At 67.3% G+C, this 16,225-nt stretch carries 19 protein-coding genes; 4 read left to right on the forward strand and 15 right to left on the reverse strand.

Translation table 11 applies throughout. The annotated features are described in order from the left end of the window. Positions 1–434: 434 nt before the first annotated feature. From AYX06_RS20045 to AYX06_RS20050, 3 genes are all read left to right on the forward strand, one after another. A complete protein-coding gene (locus tag AYX06_RS20045) occupies positions 435–2,444 on the forward strand; it encodes a hypothetical protein (RefSeq protein ID WP_157093490.1) in 2,010 nt (669 codons plus the stop codon). A 117-nt stretch (positions 2,445–2,561) separates the two neighbouring features. Further along, entirely contained in the window at positions 2,562–3,350 is a 789-nt protein-coding gene (locus AYX06_RS18740) for a class F sortase (RefSeq protein WP_062737462.1), read from the forward strand. A gap of 112 nt (positions 3,351–3,462) precedes the next feature. Beyond that, positions 3,463–3,879 (forward strand): hypothetical protein, encoded by a 417-nt coding sequence (locus AYX06_RS20050; RefSeq protein WP_147017886.1) that lies wholly within the window; start codon positions 3,463–3,465, stop codon positions 3,877–3,879. Positions 3,880–4,210: 331 nt separating this feature from the next. On the opposite strand, the gene AYX06_RS18745 is transcribed toward AYX06_RS20050, so the two are convergent. From AYX06_RS18745 to AYX06_RS20990, 15 genes are all read right to left on the reverse strand, one after another. Further along, entirely contained in the window at positions 4,211–4,468 is a 258-nt protein-coding gene (locus AYX06_RS18745) for a cold-shock protein (protein ID WP_371860084.1), read from the reverse strand. A gap of 806 nt (positions 4,469–5,274) precedes the next feature. Beyond that, a complete protein-coding gene (locus tag AYX06_RS18750) occupies positions 5,275–6,258 on the reverse strand; it encodes a GAF and ANTAR domain-containing protein (RefSeq protein WP_232319488.1) in 984 nt (327 codons plus the stop codon). Positions 6,259–6,493: 235 nt separating this feature from the next. Then, a complete protein-coding gene (locus AYX06_RS18755) occupies positions 6,494–6,871 on the reverse strand; it encodes a hypothetical protein (protein ID WP_062737445.1) in 378 nt (125 codons plus the stop codon). Between the two features lie 39 nt (positions 6,872–6,910). Then, positions 6,911–7,330 carry a hypothetical protein gene (locus AYX06_RS18760; protein ID WP_062737446.1) on the reverse strand — a complete coding sequence of 140 codons (420 nt, stop codon included), beginning with the start codon at positions 7,328–7,330 and terminating at the stop codon, positions 6,911–6,913. 35 nt (positions 7,331–7,365) lie between these two features. Continuing rightward, positions 7,366–7,602, reverse strand: coding sequence for a sigma-70 family RNA polymerase sigma factor (locus tag AYX06_RS18765; RefSeq protein WP_062737447.1), 237 nt, complete (start codon positions 7,600–7,602; stop codon positions 7,366–7,368). 70 nt (positions 7,603–7,672) lie between these two features. Beyond that, a complete protein-coding gene (locus AYX06_RS18770) occupies positions 7,673–8,053 on the reverse strand; it encodes a hypothetical protein (RefSeq protein WP_062737448.1) in 381 nt (126 codons plus the stop codon). Between the two features lie 81 nt (positions 8,054–8,134). Then, entirely contained in the window at positions 8,135–8,476 is a 342-nt protein-coding gene (locus AYX06_RS18775) for a hypothetical protein (RefSeq protein ID WP_062737449.1), read from the reverse strand. Positions 8,477–8,575: 99 nt separating this feature from the next. Then, positions 8,576–8,833: a glutaredoxin domain-containing protein gene (locus AYX06_RS18780; RefSeq protein WP_062737450.1), complete on the reverse strand. Its 258-nt coding sequence runs from the start codon at positions 8,831–8,833 to the stop codon at positions 8,576–8,578. Between the two features lie 74 nt (positions 8,834–8,907). Beyond that, positions 8,908–9,795, reverse strand: a complete 888-nt coding sequence (locus AYX06_RS18785; RefSeq protein WP_062737451.1) for an ArdC-like ssDNA-binding domain-containing protein — start codon at positions 9,793–9,795, stop codon at positions 8,908–8,910. A gap of 928 nt (positions 9,796–10,723) precedes the next feature. Beyond that, positions 10,724–11,515: a ParA family protein gene (locus AYX06_RS18790; RefSeq protein WP_062737452.1), complete on the reverse strand. Its 792-nt coding sequence runs from the start codon at positions 11,513–11,515 to the stop codon at positions 10,724–10,726. 259 nt (positions 11,516–11,774) lie between these two features. Further along, positions 11,775–13,034 (reverse strand): Y-family DNA polymerase, encoded by a 1,260-nt coding sequence (locus tag AYX06_RS18795; RefSeq protein WP_062737453.1) that lies wholly within the window; start codon positions 13,032–13,034, stop codon positions 11,775–11,777. Between the two features lie 24 nt (positions 13,035–13,058). Beyond that, positions 13,059–13,499 carry a LexA family protein gene (locus AYX06_RS18800; protein WP_062737464.1) on the reverse strand — a complete coding sequence of 147 codons (441 nt, stop codon included), beginning with the start codon at positions 13,497–13,499 and terminating at the stop codon, positions 13,059–13,061. Positions 13,500–13,627: 128 nt separating this feature from the next. Further along, complete coding sequence (locus tag AYX06_RS18805; protein ID WP_147017883.1) at positions 13,628–14,731, reverse strand: hypothetical protein; 1,104 nt, start codon at positions 14,729–14,731, stop codon at positions 13,628–13,630. Positions 14,732–14,997: 266 nt separating this feature from the next. After that, entirely contained in the window at positions 14,998–15,216 is a 219-nt protein-coding gene (locus AYX06_RS18810) for a hypothetical protein (RefSeq protein WP_062737455.1), read from the reverse strand. 353 nt (positions 15,217–15,569) lie between these two features. Next, positions 15,570–15,761, reverse strand: coding sequence for a hypothetical protein (locus AYX06_RS20990; protein ID WP_371860083.1), 192 nt, complete (start codon positions 15,759–15,761; stop codon positions 15,570–15,572). Between AYX06_RS20990 and AYX06_RS20660 the strand changes: the two genes are divergently transcribed. Beyond that, positions 15,684–15,905 (forward strand): hypothetical protein, encoded by a 222-nt coding sequence (locus AYX06_RS20660; protein WP_232319489.1) that lies wholly within the window; start codon positions 15,684–15,686, stop codon positions 15,903–15,905. The two genes, AYX06_RS20990 and AYX06_RS20660, sit on opposite strands and share 78 nt — an antisense overlap. The last annotated feature ends 320 nt before the right edge of the window (positions 15,906–16,225 follow it).

Below are 16,225 nucleotides of genomic sequence, written 5' to 3' on the forward strand. Positions count from 1 at the left end.
TGGCAGTGGGGGGTGGGCATCACTCTAGTGCTCTGGGTCACCCGTGCCGGTCCGTGTGACGCTCCACGACCTGCCACGACTTGTGCGGCAAAGCCACTCGCGAAGGGGCATTCCGGCGATTAGGCGCTGCTCGGGGCCCAGCGGCAGACAATCGGAGCCCCCCGGAGAACTCATCGCCGGCAGGTCCCCCGGTCACGGGACGCCCGTCGTCCTGATGTACCACCCCGGGAGGACACGTGAGGCCGCACCCCCTGGGGAAGACTCGGCACAGCACCTGTTTGGCGTCTTATCGACGTCATCTGCCCCCTAAGTGACCCACAGCACGGTGACTTTTGTACAGTGGGCTACACGAAAGCAAAGTTTGCTTTCGTTACCCCCCGTTGGTGGTGCGCTTCTCCCCCAGTAGCTGCGCCTCGTATCAGATAAGAGCGATCATGAACCTTGGTAAGAAGCTTTTCGCCACCGGTACCGCGGCCGCACTGGCCTCTGGTGGTTTGTTCCTCACTGCTGGCCCGGCTTCGGCCGCGGTGGGTGACCCGGAGTGCCTGGCGGCGGAGGCGCAGCTGCGGGCGGGCCTGGAGCAGGCCGGGATCGAGGCTGAGCTCGTCGATGAGCTCGAGGCCGCAGTCGATGTCGTGGTGGCCGCCCAGGCCGAGCGCGACGCCCGGGCCCAGGCGGCCCTGGATGCCGCGACCGCCCTGGAGGTGGCGGTGGCAGAGCTGGAGGCTGCGGAGGATGCCGCCGCTGAGGTGGACATCGAGGCCGCTGAGGCGGCCCGAGACGCCGCCCAGGCCGAGCTGGATGAGGCTAACACGGCCCTGGCCGATGCCGAGGCCGTGCTGGAGGCCGAGGTGGCCGCCTACAACGAGGTCGTCGCCGCCGCCGAGGCCGACCTGGAGGCCGCTCTGGCCGCCCAGGCCGAGGCCGACGCCGAACTGGCCGCAGCCGATGAGGCGGTGCTGGAGGCCGAAGCCGATCTGGAGGCCGCGGTCGCCGCGCAGGAAGCCCTCGATGCCGCTCTGGACGCCCAGGTCGAGGCCGACGCGGCGGTCGGTCCGGCCCAGGACGCCCTGGACGCGGCCCTGGCCGCCCAGGTCGAGGCCGATGCCGCGGTCGACACCGCTCAGGACGCCCTGGATGCGGCGGCGGCGGTGCAGGCCGATGCGCAGGCCGCCCTGGAGGTGGAGCTGGCCGAGCTGCAGCTCGCCCTGGACGCCCAGGTGCAGGCTGATGCCGCGGTCACTGCCGCCGACGTCGCCGTAACTGCGGCGCTGGGGGTGCAGGCCGATGCCGAGGCGGCCCTGGCCGATGCCACGGTGGCCCTGACCGCAGCCCTGGCCGACGGGGACGCCGATGCGATCGCCGCCGCCGAGCTGGCCGTGGAGGAGGCGACCGCGGCCGTGGAGGCCGCGATCGGCGCGGTGGTCACCGCCCAGGCCGAGGCGGATGCCGCGGTGGCCGCGGCCGCCGATGCGGCCCTGACCGTCGGGGTGGCCCAGGACGAGGCCGATGCCGCCCAGGCCGAGGTGGACGCAGCCGCCGATGTCACCGCCGACGCGCAGGCGCAGCTGGACGCCGCCGTCGCGGCCGCCGCCGACGCCGCAGCCGCCGTGGCCACCGCCCAGACGGAGCTGGCCGACGCCGAAGCTGCCGCCGATGCTGCTGCGGCCGCGGTGGTCGAGGCGACCGCGGCAGTGGAGGAGGCCGGGTCCGTCGCCGATGCCCAGGCCGCCCTGGAGGTGGCTGTGGCCGATCGGGACGCCGCCCAGGCCGAGGCCGAGGCGGCCGCTGCCGCGGTGGCCGAGGCGCAGGTGGCGCTGGAGGCCGCCCAGGTGGAGCCGCAGGCGCTGATCGACGCCCGGGCGGAGGTGGCCGCCGCGGCGGAGGTCCAGGCCGAGGCCCAGGCTGCGTTCGACGCCGCGCAGGCCGAGCTGGACGCCCAGCTGGGCCTGCTGGCTGCGGTCGAGGACGCCGAGACCGCCGTGGCCGATGCCGAGGTGGCCGTGGAGACGGCCGTGGCCGCCGCGATCGAGGCGCAGCTGGCCCTGGACGCCGCCGTCGAGAGCCTCGCTGAGGTCCGCCTGGCCCTGGGCGAGGTCGGGGTTGACGTCGAGGAGCTGGAAGCTCTCTTCGACGCAGCCCTGGTTGCCTGCGCCGGCCCGGGTGCCGGCATCGACGTCGATGTGGACGAGGGCCTGGTCACCGGCCCCTCTACCTCCCCGGGTGCCCCGTGGTCCCCGGGTACCTCCCCGGTGCACTGGGTGCCCGGCTCCTCCATGGAGACCACCAACCAGGGCATGAACGTCCAGACCGCCGGCACCACCCCCAGCACGACCACCGGTGCCGGTTCCGAGAACCACCTGGGAGTGATCGCGCTGACCGGGGCCGGTCTGCTCGCCGCGACCGGGCTGGTGCTGCGCCGCCGGCACACCACCGGCAGCTAACCACCACGGCGGGTGGGGCGCTTCCGCACCCCACCCGCCACCGTCGTGACCCTCCGGGCGCCGGCCACCCTGGCCGGCGCCCGGAACCACACCACCAGCCCTCGGGGGGGGCACCAGATGGGCCATCAGCACGATCTGCACCGCGACCAGGACGCCACCACCACAGCACTTGGCCAGCGCCGGGGCACACGCACCCTGCCCGCGCTCACCGCCCTGGCCGCCGCCGTGCTGCTCGGGGTCGGCGGATACCTCGGCCTCGGGCCCGCCCCTGACACCGGGGCGACCGAGCCGGCACCAGCAGCCACCCACAGCACCACCCCCAGTCCGACCCGGAGCGATGACCACTCACCGGACGCGCCCACCACAGCGCCCTCCTCCTCACCCAAGCCTTCCCCAGAGCGCTCCGCTACAACACCATCGCCGGTACCGCCCACATCGTCCCCCGCGCCGGGCCGGGCCCAGCCGGCGGCCTCAGCCCCGGTTCACCTCACCGTGCCTGCGGCCGGCATCGACCAGCCGATCCTGCCGCTGGCCCCGAGCACCGCCGAGCTGGCCAACCAGTCGATCGTGCCCCCGATGACCATGGACGCCTACTGGCTGGCCACCTACGGCACCCCCGGAGCCGGGTCCACGAACACCACCTACATCACCGGGCACAGCTGGGAAGGCGCCGACGCCCCCTTCGACCGGCTCAGCACCCACCTGAACCCCGGAGACACCATCACCCTCAGCACCCAGACCGGGGCCATCGACTACACCGTGGACACGGTCACCACCCACGACAAGAACACCCTCAAAAACAGCGACATCTGGCGCATCACCCCGCAACGACTGGTGATCATCAGCTGCTACACCAACGACCCCTGGGGCAAGAACGTCGTCATCACCGCCAGCCCCACCCCTTGACCCATACCTGACCAGTCCCCATACGAGCCCGGACGGGGCAAGCCGACCACCACACCTCTCACCCGTGACGAACACACGGTCACCACCGATCAGCGGTGAACAGGAACAGCCCATGACCGCCTCTACCCCCGATCTTTTCGCCGTCGAGCTGCGCCCCCACACCCCGGCGGAATGGATCGCGACCTACTACCCGCTGATCAAGACCACAGCAGGCAGCAGAGTCGACATCACCACGGTGCTGCACCAACACCGGCTACCCGGTCCGCCACCGAACCACGGAACAGCACGATGGCTAGAAGCACGCGCCGCCGACCCCGACGCACCCTGCTACGCGGACTACCCCACCTGGAAAACCGAACTGGCCGCTGGCTACGCAGCCTCAGTGACCGCTTACCACACTGAGAACACCCAACAACCCTCCCGGCATCTCACCTCCCACACTGCCCTGGGCACGGCCGTCATCCTTCCCGGACAACTCCCGGAATGGATCAACAACGACACGGTGAGCACCGAAGACGAGAACACCTAACCCGATGAAAACAGCAGGCTCGCACCCGAAACCTCTACCCCAGCCCCCTCATTTAAGCCATGCTGTTCCTGTGGCGAAAGGCATCTCCCACACAGAAAGCCGGGCCCTGTGCCCGGCTTTCTGCATGCCCAACATGCCATCATCGAGCCCGCATTGAGCGCCTTTGCTATCACCTTCACCAACCGGATGCCAGCGGCGGAGAGCCACAAACCAGGGAAACGCCCCTTACACCATTTGTGCGACAACCCCCCAGGGGCCGACAAGCACCGATTCCCCCTAGGTACAGGTAGCTGCGGGGCAGGTCAGCCAGCAAAAGTCGGGGCAGTCCCGTTCACGGAATGACGGTGACTTTTCTCGCTCGGAGACCGTGGGCGCAGGACTCGGTCTCGAACTCGACGCGATCGTTCTCGTGGAGCGTGCGGTAGCCCGTGGCGTTGATGGCCGTGAACTCCGTGAACACATCCGGGGAGCCGTCGTCAGGAGTGATGATGCCAAAACCTTTCTCCGGGTTAAACCACTTAACGACGCCCGTAGCCATACCGGTACCTGACTTTCTGAAAGGCAGAGCATCCCCGGCCGGCGGAAACATCACGCGGGGGATTGCTAATGCACAGCAGTTTCTCAGAAAGCAGCGTCTGGGGCTAGAGCCGACGGGCACCATCCCCGCGCCGGGATGATCACCGTGAACCCGGAAGCCCACCGGGGGTAGAGGTGGCCTGCGCAGTGCGGTGCTGGCAAAGCCCGGGCACCGAGTCCTGACCCCGCCATTCGCACCCGGTGGCACGGGCACGATCAGAAGTGCACTTGTCGGTGAGAGCAATGCGGACGGGAAACTGCCAGCAACCGTGCGGCAGTCCCGCCGACGGCCTTGAGGCCCTCGCTTTGAACAACGGCGTGAGCGACCCGTCGTCAATACGTTCTCAGTGCACGGGGAGAAGAGGAGGCGAGTCGGCCCCCCAGCCGGCCTCGCCTCCTCGTACTACTTCCTCCAGCGGCGAGCATCCCTGTGGATCCCCCCGGATCCGGATGCGCTGGGCCTGCTCGAAGGAAACCAGGGCGTCCGGGCGGAAGCACGAAACGTCCTGGCAGGGGCAGGATCACCCGCCAGCAGGAGCTACGGCAAAGCCGTACGTCATGTCAGCACTCAAAATGCAAAGTCATGAGGCTCGGCCGCGAGCACATCGCCTGCGCACCACGCCCGGAGCCTGGATCGTGTGTGGAGTCCATGCTTGGCGGCAGGGGAAGAGCCGGACACTGTGCCCGGCTCTTCGCGTGGGAATGCCTTTCACCACGGGTCCAGTGTGGGGCACAAGGTAGGCCGTGGCTAGAGCTTCCGTGGGGTCCCAGATACGCGGACTGGGGAAGGAGCCGGGCGGCGGTCCAAATCCTCCTGAGTCAAGGCTTGGCGTCGGGGAGGGTGCCGGTGGTGGCCAGTTGCTCGGCCACCTCGCGCAGCTTGAAGTTGGTCCCTGAGCTGACGGTGGTGAGCACCACGAAAGCCTGTTGGGCGGTGATTTTGAACCGCTCCATCAGGATGCCCTTGGCCTGACCGATCAAATCCCGGGTGGCCAACGCCTCGTTGAGGTGTTTGATCTGCTGGGCGTCGGCGAAGGCCACCGCCGCATGCGCGGCCACTAGTGACCCGATCTCTTCGGCCTCTGCGTCGAAGGTGTGGAAGTCGGCCCCGTAGACGTTCAGCGCCCCGAGGTCCTCACCGTTGGTGTAGAGCTGGAAGGCGAGCATCGACTTCGCCCCAGCTTTCAGGGCGGCCGGGGCGAAGGCCGGCCACCGGTCCTCGGCGCGGAAGTCCGGGACGCGGACGATCTTCTCCTCATAGGCCGCGTCCAGACACGGGCCCTGCCCGTACTTTTCCTGGAGCTGGTCCACGGTGGCCGGCAGATCGGAGGACGGGGCGTGGCAGCGGACCGTGCGCCGGGCCTGGGCCACGGAGATCGAGGCATCCACCGCCCCGGGAATCAACTGCAGGGCCGCATGGACCATGGTGGCCAAGGTAGCCTCGAAGTTGTTCTCGCCCTGCATGGTGCGGGCCAGTTCGCCCAGTTGCCCGGCCAGGTCACCGGCGCCCCTCGCGGTGCCTGCTTCGCGGGCAGGACCGTTCACGCCGCGGGAAGTCGTGTCCATCGCCTCAGTGTCCCCCACCGGCGCCCGGTGGTCGTCCTCCTTCTGGGTGCGGGGGTCGTTGTCTTCCAGGCCGGTGTCGGCCTCAGCGGCCTGGCGGGCTTTCCAGTCTCGTAGTTGGGACTGGCCTTCCTGCTTGAGCGCCTTCGCTTGGGCTTCCAGTTCTTTCTCGCGGGCCTGGGCCTGGAGCTGGTGCCGACGGGTGCGGTCCTCGGCGGATTCGGCCTCGTGGTGGCCCATCTATTGGTCCTTCCCACCTTCGGGTTGGTTGATGATCGGCCTGAGGATGAATGCGCTTCGGACCGATCCTGTAGCCAGGATGCCCCCCGCTCATGCCTCCGACCGCAGCAGCCTGCGAAAATGACGAGCAGCTCATCCGGGATGGCGGCCAGGAGTTTTTGGCGGGCGTCGTGGTAGTCCTCCCCCTCGGCCTTGATGTCTTGAGGGATGTCGGGGTGGATGGTGCCCACGATTTTCATGCGGGGGTTCCTGCTTTGTTGAGTTGGATGGGGGCGGTGAGTCCGCACAGGTGGTCCTCGCCTTCGGGGCCGATCATGGTCCAGTCGCCGGTGCGGGTGTAGCCCTCCCGGTGCAGGAAGGCGTCCAGGGCGCGGTGGTCGGTCCACCGCCCGGCCTCGTCGAGGGGGCAGTCCGCGGGGTTCTGTGGGGGCAGCACGCTGTCGGCAACGACGTTGAGCCCGGGGGTGTCCTTTTTCTGCGGTTGGACGCGCATGAGGATCAGCGCGCCTTTCCACAGGTCGGGGTTGGTGTCGTCATAGCCGCAGCGGTCACAGCGCCACTGGATCTCCAGGCGGTTGTAGGGGAACAAGTCGGTCATCAGATCAAGGCTCATGGGGGTCCTTAGGGGGAGTCGGTCAGCCGAGGCGGGGTGCTAGTCGTGGGGGGTGAGTTGGGTGGCTTCGATGGCCTGGAGGTGGAGGCGGTCTGCGGTGGCCGCGGCCTGGCGGGCCGGGTCCCCGTCTTCGGGGTCGTCGTGCTCGGCGGTGGCCTCTGCGGCCGCGTGCATTTGGTCGGCGTGGTAGGTGGCCAGGGCCTCGGTGAGCACCTGGTAGGTGCTGGGGTCCAGGGTGATGGTGACCTGGCCGGCGGCCGCGGCGGTTTCGATGGTGCGGCGCAGCTCGTCGGCGTGAAGGACCTTCAGCAGCAGGGTCGTGCGGTCCTCGGTGGTGGGGGTGAACTGGCGGTCGTGGGTGAGCAGTTCTTGGTGGGCGGCGTAGTGCTCCAAGGCGTCGGTGAGCACCTCAAAGGTGGTGGGGTCGAGGTCGTAGGTGAGGGTTGGGGTGGTGGTCATGGGTGGCTCCTTCGATCGGTGCGGCCTGCCAGGAGTCAGTGGCGGGGCGTTCGGATGATGAGCTGGGAGACGCGTTGCTGTCCGATGCCCAGCAGGGCTGCGATGGCTTTCTGGCTCATGCCACTGCGGCTGAGGGCGGTGACGGCTTCACGCGCTTCGGTGGCCGCGTCCTCGGTGAGCTTTCGTGCTTGCTCGGCCTTGTCTTGGGACTGCTTCCAGTCGGTCACGGCTGCGCGCTGGTCGTCCGTAAGGTCGGGGCGGTCGGGGGTCACGGGGCTCCTTGGTGGTAGGTCGCGGTCACGAGTGATCGTGTGGGGGTGGAGTTGGCCGGCGGCGCGGGGGTCAGGATTCCTCAGGGCTGTTGTAGCCCTGTGAACTGATGCGGGACTGGGCTTCCTCCAGCAGCGCTCCGATTTTCGCGGCGTGGCGGGCGGCCTCACGGATGAGCGCGGCCGCGGCCGCCGCGTTCTCGGTGGGGCTTCCGTTGTGGTCGTAGACGTCGTGGGTTTCCAGGGATCGCATGAGCCCACCAGCTACCTGGTTGAGGGCCTGGTGCATGCCGTAGCCGGCAGCAGTCTTGAGATTCCCGAGGACGTCGTAGACGACAGGTGCGGACAGGGAGGCCACGTTAATCGTGGCGTGGTTGATCGCGCGCACAGCCTCGTAGGCGGTATCGGCCTCACGGACGACGAGGGGCCGGTCATCGGTATCGTTGTCGTACACGGGAACTCCTTGGGGTTGTGGGCCGATGGTGTCAGCGTAGGGCCCGGAGCGGATGGCCCCGGCGGGGCCGGCGTGGTGAGGTTAGGCCGGGGTGATGTAGAGAACCACGGCGGTGGGGGCGGTGTCGTCGGCGGCTACCAGCACGGTCCAGCGGGCGTGTTGGAGGCCGCCGGTGCGGATCGTCCAGGTGGTACCCATGCTCAGTGCCCGATCGCCCTCGGTGAGAGCGGTCAGAGCAGCTGTGAGGGCGTCCACGACGGCGCGCACGCCCTTCTCGGTGTCGCTGTGCTGGGCGAGGGCGCAGGCGCGGTGGTGGGCGTCTGCGGCCATCACGACGCGAAAGCCGCCGGCCAGTCCGGCTTTCTGTGCGGTGGCAGTGACGTCCACGGGGGCGCTGGTGGCGGGTGTGTAGGTGATGGACATGGCGGGGGCTTCCTTGTGTCCGTGGGGGTCTGCGGTGTCCGGGGTGGTGGGGACGTGTATCCCGGCAGGGATGCCGCTTCCCTGCCGGGTTGCGCCGGCTCAGCCGGTCAGCACGTGGGGCAGGGTCATGAGCTTGTCGGGGCGGTAGCCGGACCAGTGGTCCACTTCGGTGCCGTGCTCGTTGTGCACGACGGTCACCGGGGCGCGCTGGTGGCCCAGTGCGCGCACGTAGTCCAGGGCTCCGGGTTCGGCGGCGAGGTCGACGGCGCGGAAGTCGAGGCCCTTCTTGTCCATTGAGCGGGCGGCGGCCGCGCAGTCGGTGCAGCCGGGGGCGGTGTAGAGGGTGGCGGTACGCATCGGGGGGTCTCCTGGTGGATCGGGCGGGGGCACAGGGGGAGGGCTCGAGCCCTCCCCCCGGGGTGGTGGGTGGATCAGGCGTCGGCCGCCTCGGGGTCCTCGGTGGGGTCCAGGGCCTCGGCCAGGGTGTGCGCGGTGGCCAGGACGTTGGCGGCGGTGGCCTTGATGGTCTCGGAGTCAGTCTTGCTCCATCCGGCGACGTAGCCCACGGAGTAGGCGGCGGTGTCCAGGCCGAAGATCCCGGCGACGATGTAGGCCACGGATTCGGCCTCGGTCTCTTTGATGCCGCGGTGGGCGATGTACTCGGCGTGATCCTGATCGGCGTGCAGGACGACGTGGGCGGCCTCGTGGATGGCGGTCTTGGCGGCCTGGGCGGGCGAGACGTTGGCTTCCACGACGACACGACGGGTGCCGTCGGTGGTGGTGTAGCCGTTGGCCTCCCCGGGGATGGCCTCGCGGGTGACGCTCCAGCCGATGCCTTCCAGGTAGGCGGCAGTGCGGGCGAAGAGCCCGGCCTCGTCGGCGCCCTCCAGGCGGCGGGACGGGTGGGCCGGGGTCTCGACGCCTTCAATGGGGTCGGTCTGGGAAATGTCGAACACGGAGAGAATCGGGAAAATGGTGATCTTCTTTTCTTCCTCCACTCCGGTCTGCTCGTTTTTCTCAGTGATCTTCTTGGAGCTGTAGCCGAAAATTTTGATGGACTTCTCGCCCTTGCGGACCTGGCGGCCCTTGGCCTGCCACTGGCGGAAGCCGGCGACCTGGGTCGCGTGCGGGCACTGGGCGGTGATCAGCAGGACGTTGTTGATGCTGAAATTGTGGAAGCTGGCGGCGTAGTCCAGGAACTTCTGCCACTCCCCCGAGGTCGCCAGCGCCTCGACCTGGTTGGCCAGCTTCTCATGCAGGGCCTTGGCCTCGACCTGACGCTGCTCGGCGGTCTTGCGGGTCTTGTTCTTGGTGGTCATTGGTTTTCCCTTTCTTGTTCCCGGCCTTTCTTATAGTTCTATACTAGTTCCCCCGCGTAAATGTGGCAAGCTATTTTTCTGACTTTGTTGATTTCTTGGTGCGGCGCGTCCGGTATTTATTCAACCTATTGGCGCGAGGCGCCCCGCGCCTGCGGTCGCGCGCTGGGGGCCCCTTTGGCGCTCTGGGACGGGTGGGTGCTGGGGGTGGGCCCTGGGCCCTTTCGGGAGTCTCCACGCGCCGCCAGTAGCTCGGTGCGCGGCCCCGACCCGGCACCTCATCCCGTCGCCTGTCCTTGGAAGAAAGAACCCGACCCACTGCCGCTGATGCAGCCGGAGAACCGCAGTCCGACGACCATGGGAAACTCCCCCGTTGCCCTTTCCTGCGATGGCCAGGCATAGAGAAAGGCCGACCCGTGCTTACACGGGCCGGCCTTCGCCCAGGTTCACCTCGTTGATCAATGTGCCTATACGTCTATGTGTCATATAGGCACCATGCCATTTAGTCATTTAGACACGTAGGCATCTTGACACATGGGCACCATGACGCAATGTGTTTACTGACTGCGTGGGCGTCCCGGGCTGAGGACTCCGGGGCCCGTGAACTCCTCCACGCCGTACTTGGTGTGCAGATCATCGAGGGAGGTGGAGAGTAATCCGGTGATCCAGTCGGACCAGGAGACTCCGGGGCCGGCGTCGATGACGTAGGCCCTTTTCAGTTCGGTGAGCAGTGGCTTCGGCACCGTCACGCGAAGGCGGTCACGTTGCTCAGCGGTCGATGTACGCTGCGGCTGCGTTTCGGATTGGTGTGCTGGCTCGGGAGTCGGAGCGGGCTTCTCATGCTCCAGTGCCGTGGGGGCGATAGGGTCTGCGCCGCTGCGGCGACGACGGGAAGCCTTGGGCGCATGCTGGGTGGGCATCGTGGGATCTCCTAGGCGGTGAGGCTCCGGTAGTGACGGTCATAGAGTTCAACGATTGGCTTGGCGTCAGCACCCATCTGGCTCAGGGATACTCCGGCCTGAATGGCTCGGCTGATGATGACGCGCTGGGGCACCGGAGGGTCTAGCAGTAGGTCCCCGAATTGTTCGGCCAAGGACAGCCGCCAGTGCCGATCTTCGATGACGTTGGATCGCCACTTGTTGACCAGCACCGCGGAGAGCGTCACGGGCACTTGGTAGTGCTGTCGGACCCGGGCCACGCTTTCTTCGATTTCCACGAGAGCGTCGGCAGAGAAAAGGGTGGGCTCAGTGACGGCCAGAACGCGATCTGCGGCTGCCAATGCAGCCAGGGTGAGGGCTCCAATATTGGGTGGGCAGTCGATGAGCACGACGTCATAGCCGGCGGCGACCTCGCTGGCCTGAATGGCATCGTGCAGCAGTTTCACCCTGGCGGGGGTGCGCGGATTCTGGGTGAGGTCCCGCTCTACGGCGGCAAGGTCCCGATCCACGGTCGGGGCCAGGTCCAACCCGGACCATGCGGTGGACACGATGACGTCAGCTAGTGGAGCGGGTCCCTCTTCTGTCAGCACATCAGCGGTGATGGGCTGACCTTCGGGTATGTCCTGGTCATAAAGGGTGCGGGTGAGGTTGCCCTGGGGGTCTAGGTCGATAGCGAGGACTCGGGCGCCGGCGCGGCTGCCGGCGTGGGCCAGGTTGGCGGTGGTCGTTGTCTTACCGACCCCGCCCTTCTGTTGAGCTACTGCGATGGTGAGCGGAGGAGCCATACCAGAGCCGCCTTTCTATTGATGCCTTCATGACACATAGGCATGATGCCTATGTACCGCTATCTCTACCACCTTATGTCATCGTGCCTTTATGTCACATAGGCACTGACCGGTCGGGAAGTGTCTTTGTGGTCGCGTGCTGGGGTGAGGCTGTCCACAACGGCCGGAATGCGGGGTGGGCTTCCGATGGAAAGATGCTGGCCGTTGTGGGCACGGGGAAGCGGGCTCAATCCACGGTGGTGCGGTCGGTGGTGGGCGCTCAGCTGACCGTGCGTAGCTCTGCCCAGTCGGTGGTGTAGCTGGGGGAAAGGTCGGCCTGACGGTTGCGCCACGGGGCGGGGGAGTGGGTGCCGAGCTGGCCCAGGGCAAGGGTGGCGCTGCCGAAGCGGCGGTTCACGGCGTCGATCAGCTCACCGAGGGGTGCTGGTTGTTCGATCACCCCGGGCAGGAGGGGCACGGCACCCTCGGCGGCGAGGTCCATGCAGAGGATGCCGGCGCGCATGTACTGCATGCCGTGCAGCAGCTTCGGCGCCAGTGCGGCTCGGGCGGCGGCCACCAGGGGGGCCGGCTCGTTGGTGGGCGCGGCGAGGCGCACGTGTGCGGAGACGTTGTGGGTGGGTCCGGGCCGGTGCGGGGAGGTGCTGGCGAACACGGTGAAGCGCCCAGCGATCTCGCCTTCTTTGCGCAGCCGGCGGGAGGCGCGTTGGGCGAACTCGGCCACGGCCTGGCCCACGATCTCGGGGTCCCAGATGGGGTCGGGAAAGGACCGGCTCACCAGGATTTGTTGCTTGCTGGCTACTTCTTCTTCGATCGGGATAGCCGGATAACCGTTGAGCTCCAGGACGGTGCGCATCTGCACGATGGAGAACTTGTGCCGGATGGCCACCGGGTCGGCATCGCGCAGATCGGCGATGGTCTCGATACCCATCGCCTCCAGGCGTTTCGCCAGCCGCCCGGCGATGCCCCAGACCTCGGTGACGGGCAGGGCCGCCATGAGCCGGTCCCAGTACCCCTCGGGGGCCTGGTCCCAGTGCACCACCCCACCGGTGGCGGACAGCTTCTTGGCGGTCTCGGTGGCGATCTTGGCTCGCGTCTTGGAGCTGGCGATCCCGATGCTCACGGGCAGCCCGACGTTGCGGGCCACGGTGGCTTGCAGTCGGCGGGCCCACCGGACCTGCTCGGCCGGGGTGCCCTCGGGCGGGAGCAGGAAGCATTCGTCGATGGAGTACACCTCCTGCCCCAGTGCGTGGCGGGCTAGCAGCAGCATCACCCGCTCCGACAGGTCGGCGTAGAGCTGGTAGTTGGAGGAGCGTTTGATCAGCCCCCAGCGGGCGGCGTCGGCGCGCAGCTGGAACCAGGGGTCGCCCATCTTGATGCCCAGGGCTTTGGCTTCGGGGGAGCGGGCGACGACGCAGCCGTCGTTGTTGGAAAGCACCACCAGGGGCTTACCCGCTAGGGAGGGCTCGAACAGGGCCTCGCAGGAGGCATAGAAGTTGTTGACGTCCACCAGGGCAATCACGGGTTACCCCCTTGTTTGGCCCGGCTAGTGCAGTTTCCGGGAATGGACGTGGTGGATTGAGTAGGTCACCACACCCCATACCTGGAGCTGGGTCATCGAGGGAATCGTGATGTCGGGATAGGCCGGGTTCTCCGCGTGGAGGACCACGCCGTGGTCGTGGACGTGCAGGCGTTTGACGGTGAACTCGTCGTCGTAGACGGCGATCACCACATCACCGTGTTTGGGGGTGATGGATCGGTCCACGAGGATTTCGTCGCCGTGGTAGATCCCGGCTCCTTCCATGGAGTCTCCGGTGACCCGGAATGCGTAGGTGGAGGTGACGTCTCTGATCAGGACCTCGTTGAGGTCGATCCGGCCGTCGTCGAAGCTGTCCTGGGCAGGGGAGGGGAAGCCAGCCGGGACGCGGACCAGGACCGCAGAGACCAGCACGGGGCGGTCAATGGTGAGCGGAACTGGGTGTCTCATGCCGCCAGGATAGAACACATATTCGACAGTCAGACCAACATATGCGTTTGGTTCGCACACATATACGGTTTGACTAGTGCTGACGGGGCGGATTCTGCCCCGCCCACCGGACACGCCAAGAGGCCCGGCTACGGAGCCGAGGCAGGCGCACCAGCCGTCTCGTTCTGGCCGGCGGCGATCTGGGCGGCCCAGCGCTGCCGGAACGGCCGACGGGGACCAGGGGCCGGGGAGGACCCGGGAATGGCCGCGGCGGCCGCCGTGCGGGCCGCCCAGCGTTCGGCGGCTGCCCGTGCTGCTGCCCGGCGCTGGGCGGCCTCGGCGGCGACCCGCTGGTCCCGCGACCGCATCGGGGTGCCGTCGAAGTGGGTCCAGGCGCGCATCCGGGCGCCCAACCAGGCTCCCGGGTTGTCGATGCCCTCCACGGTGAGAAAGCCGTAGCGGGTGCCCTCGGGGCTCCAGTCCAGAGCCGTGAGCACGTCGGCGATGGTCCATCCGGCCTGGAAGAACGGGCGGCACACGCTCACGACGTGGGCGGTGGTGAGCTGGCGCAGCACGATGGCTTCGTGCTGGAGCTCCAGGGCGGCCGCTCGCTGAGTCTCCTTCCGTGCCCGACGGGTCACCCGCTCTGTCAAAGGCTCTGTCGTCGCATGACGGGGCCACAGCGGGGCTGTACGACGGTTCAGGGCGGCGACCACCTCGCGCCGCTGCGCGGCGCGCTTTCGGCTGGGTCGCGGCGTAGCCGCGTCCTTCGGGGAAAGCTCTTCGCGCGCGTGCGGGGAAAGACTCTCCCACTTCGTGGGGACCGGGGTGTCAGTTAGTTCCACAGGCTCACCTGCCGGCTGGGCGGTGTTGTGGATGAGGGCGTAGACGGGGGCTTCGCCCTGGGTGCGGCCGGTGGCGGCCGGGGTGCGGGCTGCGCTGCGGCCGGTGGCCACCACGGCCAGCAGCCCGCAGTCGCGCAGGTGGCGGATCACCCGCGCCACGGTGGAGCGGGAGCGGTCGATCTTCTCCGCGACCCAGTCCCAGGTCGTGCGCCAGGTGCGCGAGGCGGGGTCCTGCTGGCGGCAGATGATCTCCACCACGGCCAGCAGGTTCGCCCGGGCATCGGCACGGATCAACTCCAGGCTGGGGTGCTCCAGCACGGCCCGGCGCCAGGCGGCGACGTGCTTGGCGAGCTGGCAGCCCTTGGGCACCGCCCGCAGCACGACGGCCTTGGAACGCTCGTGCTCCACCCGCACACGACGAGTACGCGACGGGAACTTTTGGGGGTGCTGACGTTCTGGCAGGTCAGCGGCCAACGTCACGTCGGCGGCACGAAGCCGGGAGGACTCCACATGGTGACGCGTCTCGGCTACACTAGGGGGCACAACAGTCCCCTGGTATTGGGTTCATGACAGATTCGATTCAGTTAGCTGTTGAACCAGCTGTCCCCGGTCGCCAAACTAGCGACAGCTGATTGACTTAGACGGCCCGCCCACCACGGCGGGCCGTCAGTCATTTAATGGTCAAGAGGTAGTTGGTCCTTGTCCTGGTTCTGCCGGTCGTCAATCAGGTTCGGCAGCCCATAGTCACGATCAACCAGAGCACCCACATAGTCAGCCTGGGATAGGCCCAGCGCAGCTGCCCGCTCCGCCACGCGGCGGTGCTGAGCAGGCTTCACGCGCATGTTGAGTGCGACGCGTTGCCCGAACAGCTTGGGGGGTGTGTACTCCTTCATGTGCTCACCATCTCACACTGCTTTTGCTAGCGCTAGGAAGCCGCTGGGCGTGTCCCGTTGCTGCCTGGCAGCCGCATCCACTCCATTGGAACCATGACGAGTCCAGCTCCCTTGCGCCGCGCCTCGTCCCTTGATTAGGGGACACCTGTGGATTGGCACTTATCCGCGAGAGCCCCCGGATACAGCGACCTTCCCCCTAGCGTGGGGCGATACCGCGACCCCCGGGGAGCAATTGGGGCAGTCGCATTTGCATACATATCATCGAGGCTGGGCCGGTACAGAGTGGCGGTCCAGCCGAGCGAGGCCGGGAAGGGGCTCGCGGAAGGATGATCAAGATGGCTTGCCGCCAGCAGTTAAGCCGACGCTTCCCCCAGGGCATAGGCACCCAAGGCGCTATACAGCTCTTGCACTCGCGCCTCGTTGAGGCTGTAGAGCATAGGCCGGCCACGGCCAGGAATCACCGCAGCATGTACCACTCCAAGATCTTGGAGTTCGCGCAGTTGGGTGCTGAGGGTATCTACACCCAATCCGGTGCGCTCAACGATTTCTCCGCGGCGGCCCGGCCCGTTTTTGAGCGCACGGATGATCGACAGTCGAACGGTATTGCCGAACACTATGGCGGCCTGGGCCACAAGTGGGGACTGGCCTTCGGGGCGCACTACGGCGGGCATGTTGTTCATCTTGTCTGAACTCCGTCTCTAATCCCAAGCGGATTGCCCTCACGTGGGGACATGGCTCTACTGCGTTGGAGAGAACTTATTATGTGATTAATGGACATGGAATGTCTTATATACACTTCTATGTGTATAATACACGTAGTTGGGCTGACCACTTTGGGAAGGGAGGTGGCTCATGGAAGAAGACGAGTCCAAGGGCTCCTCCGGCCTGGTTTTCGCTGCTCTGGCACTGGTCGGGGTGGTGGCTGTCGGTGTGCCGGTCGTGGGTGTGGCCGGCCTCGCGCTGGTGTCGGATATGCAGGCATCGGCCGGCGGCTGCACCCCGTCCACGG

The organism is Kocuria turfanensis (genome assembly GCF_001580365.1).
Taxonomy (GTDB): domain Bacteria; phylum Actinomycetota; class Actinomycetes; order Actinomycetales; family Micrococcaceae; genus Kocuria; species Kocuria turfanensis.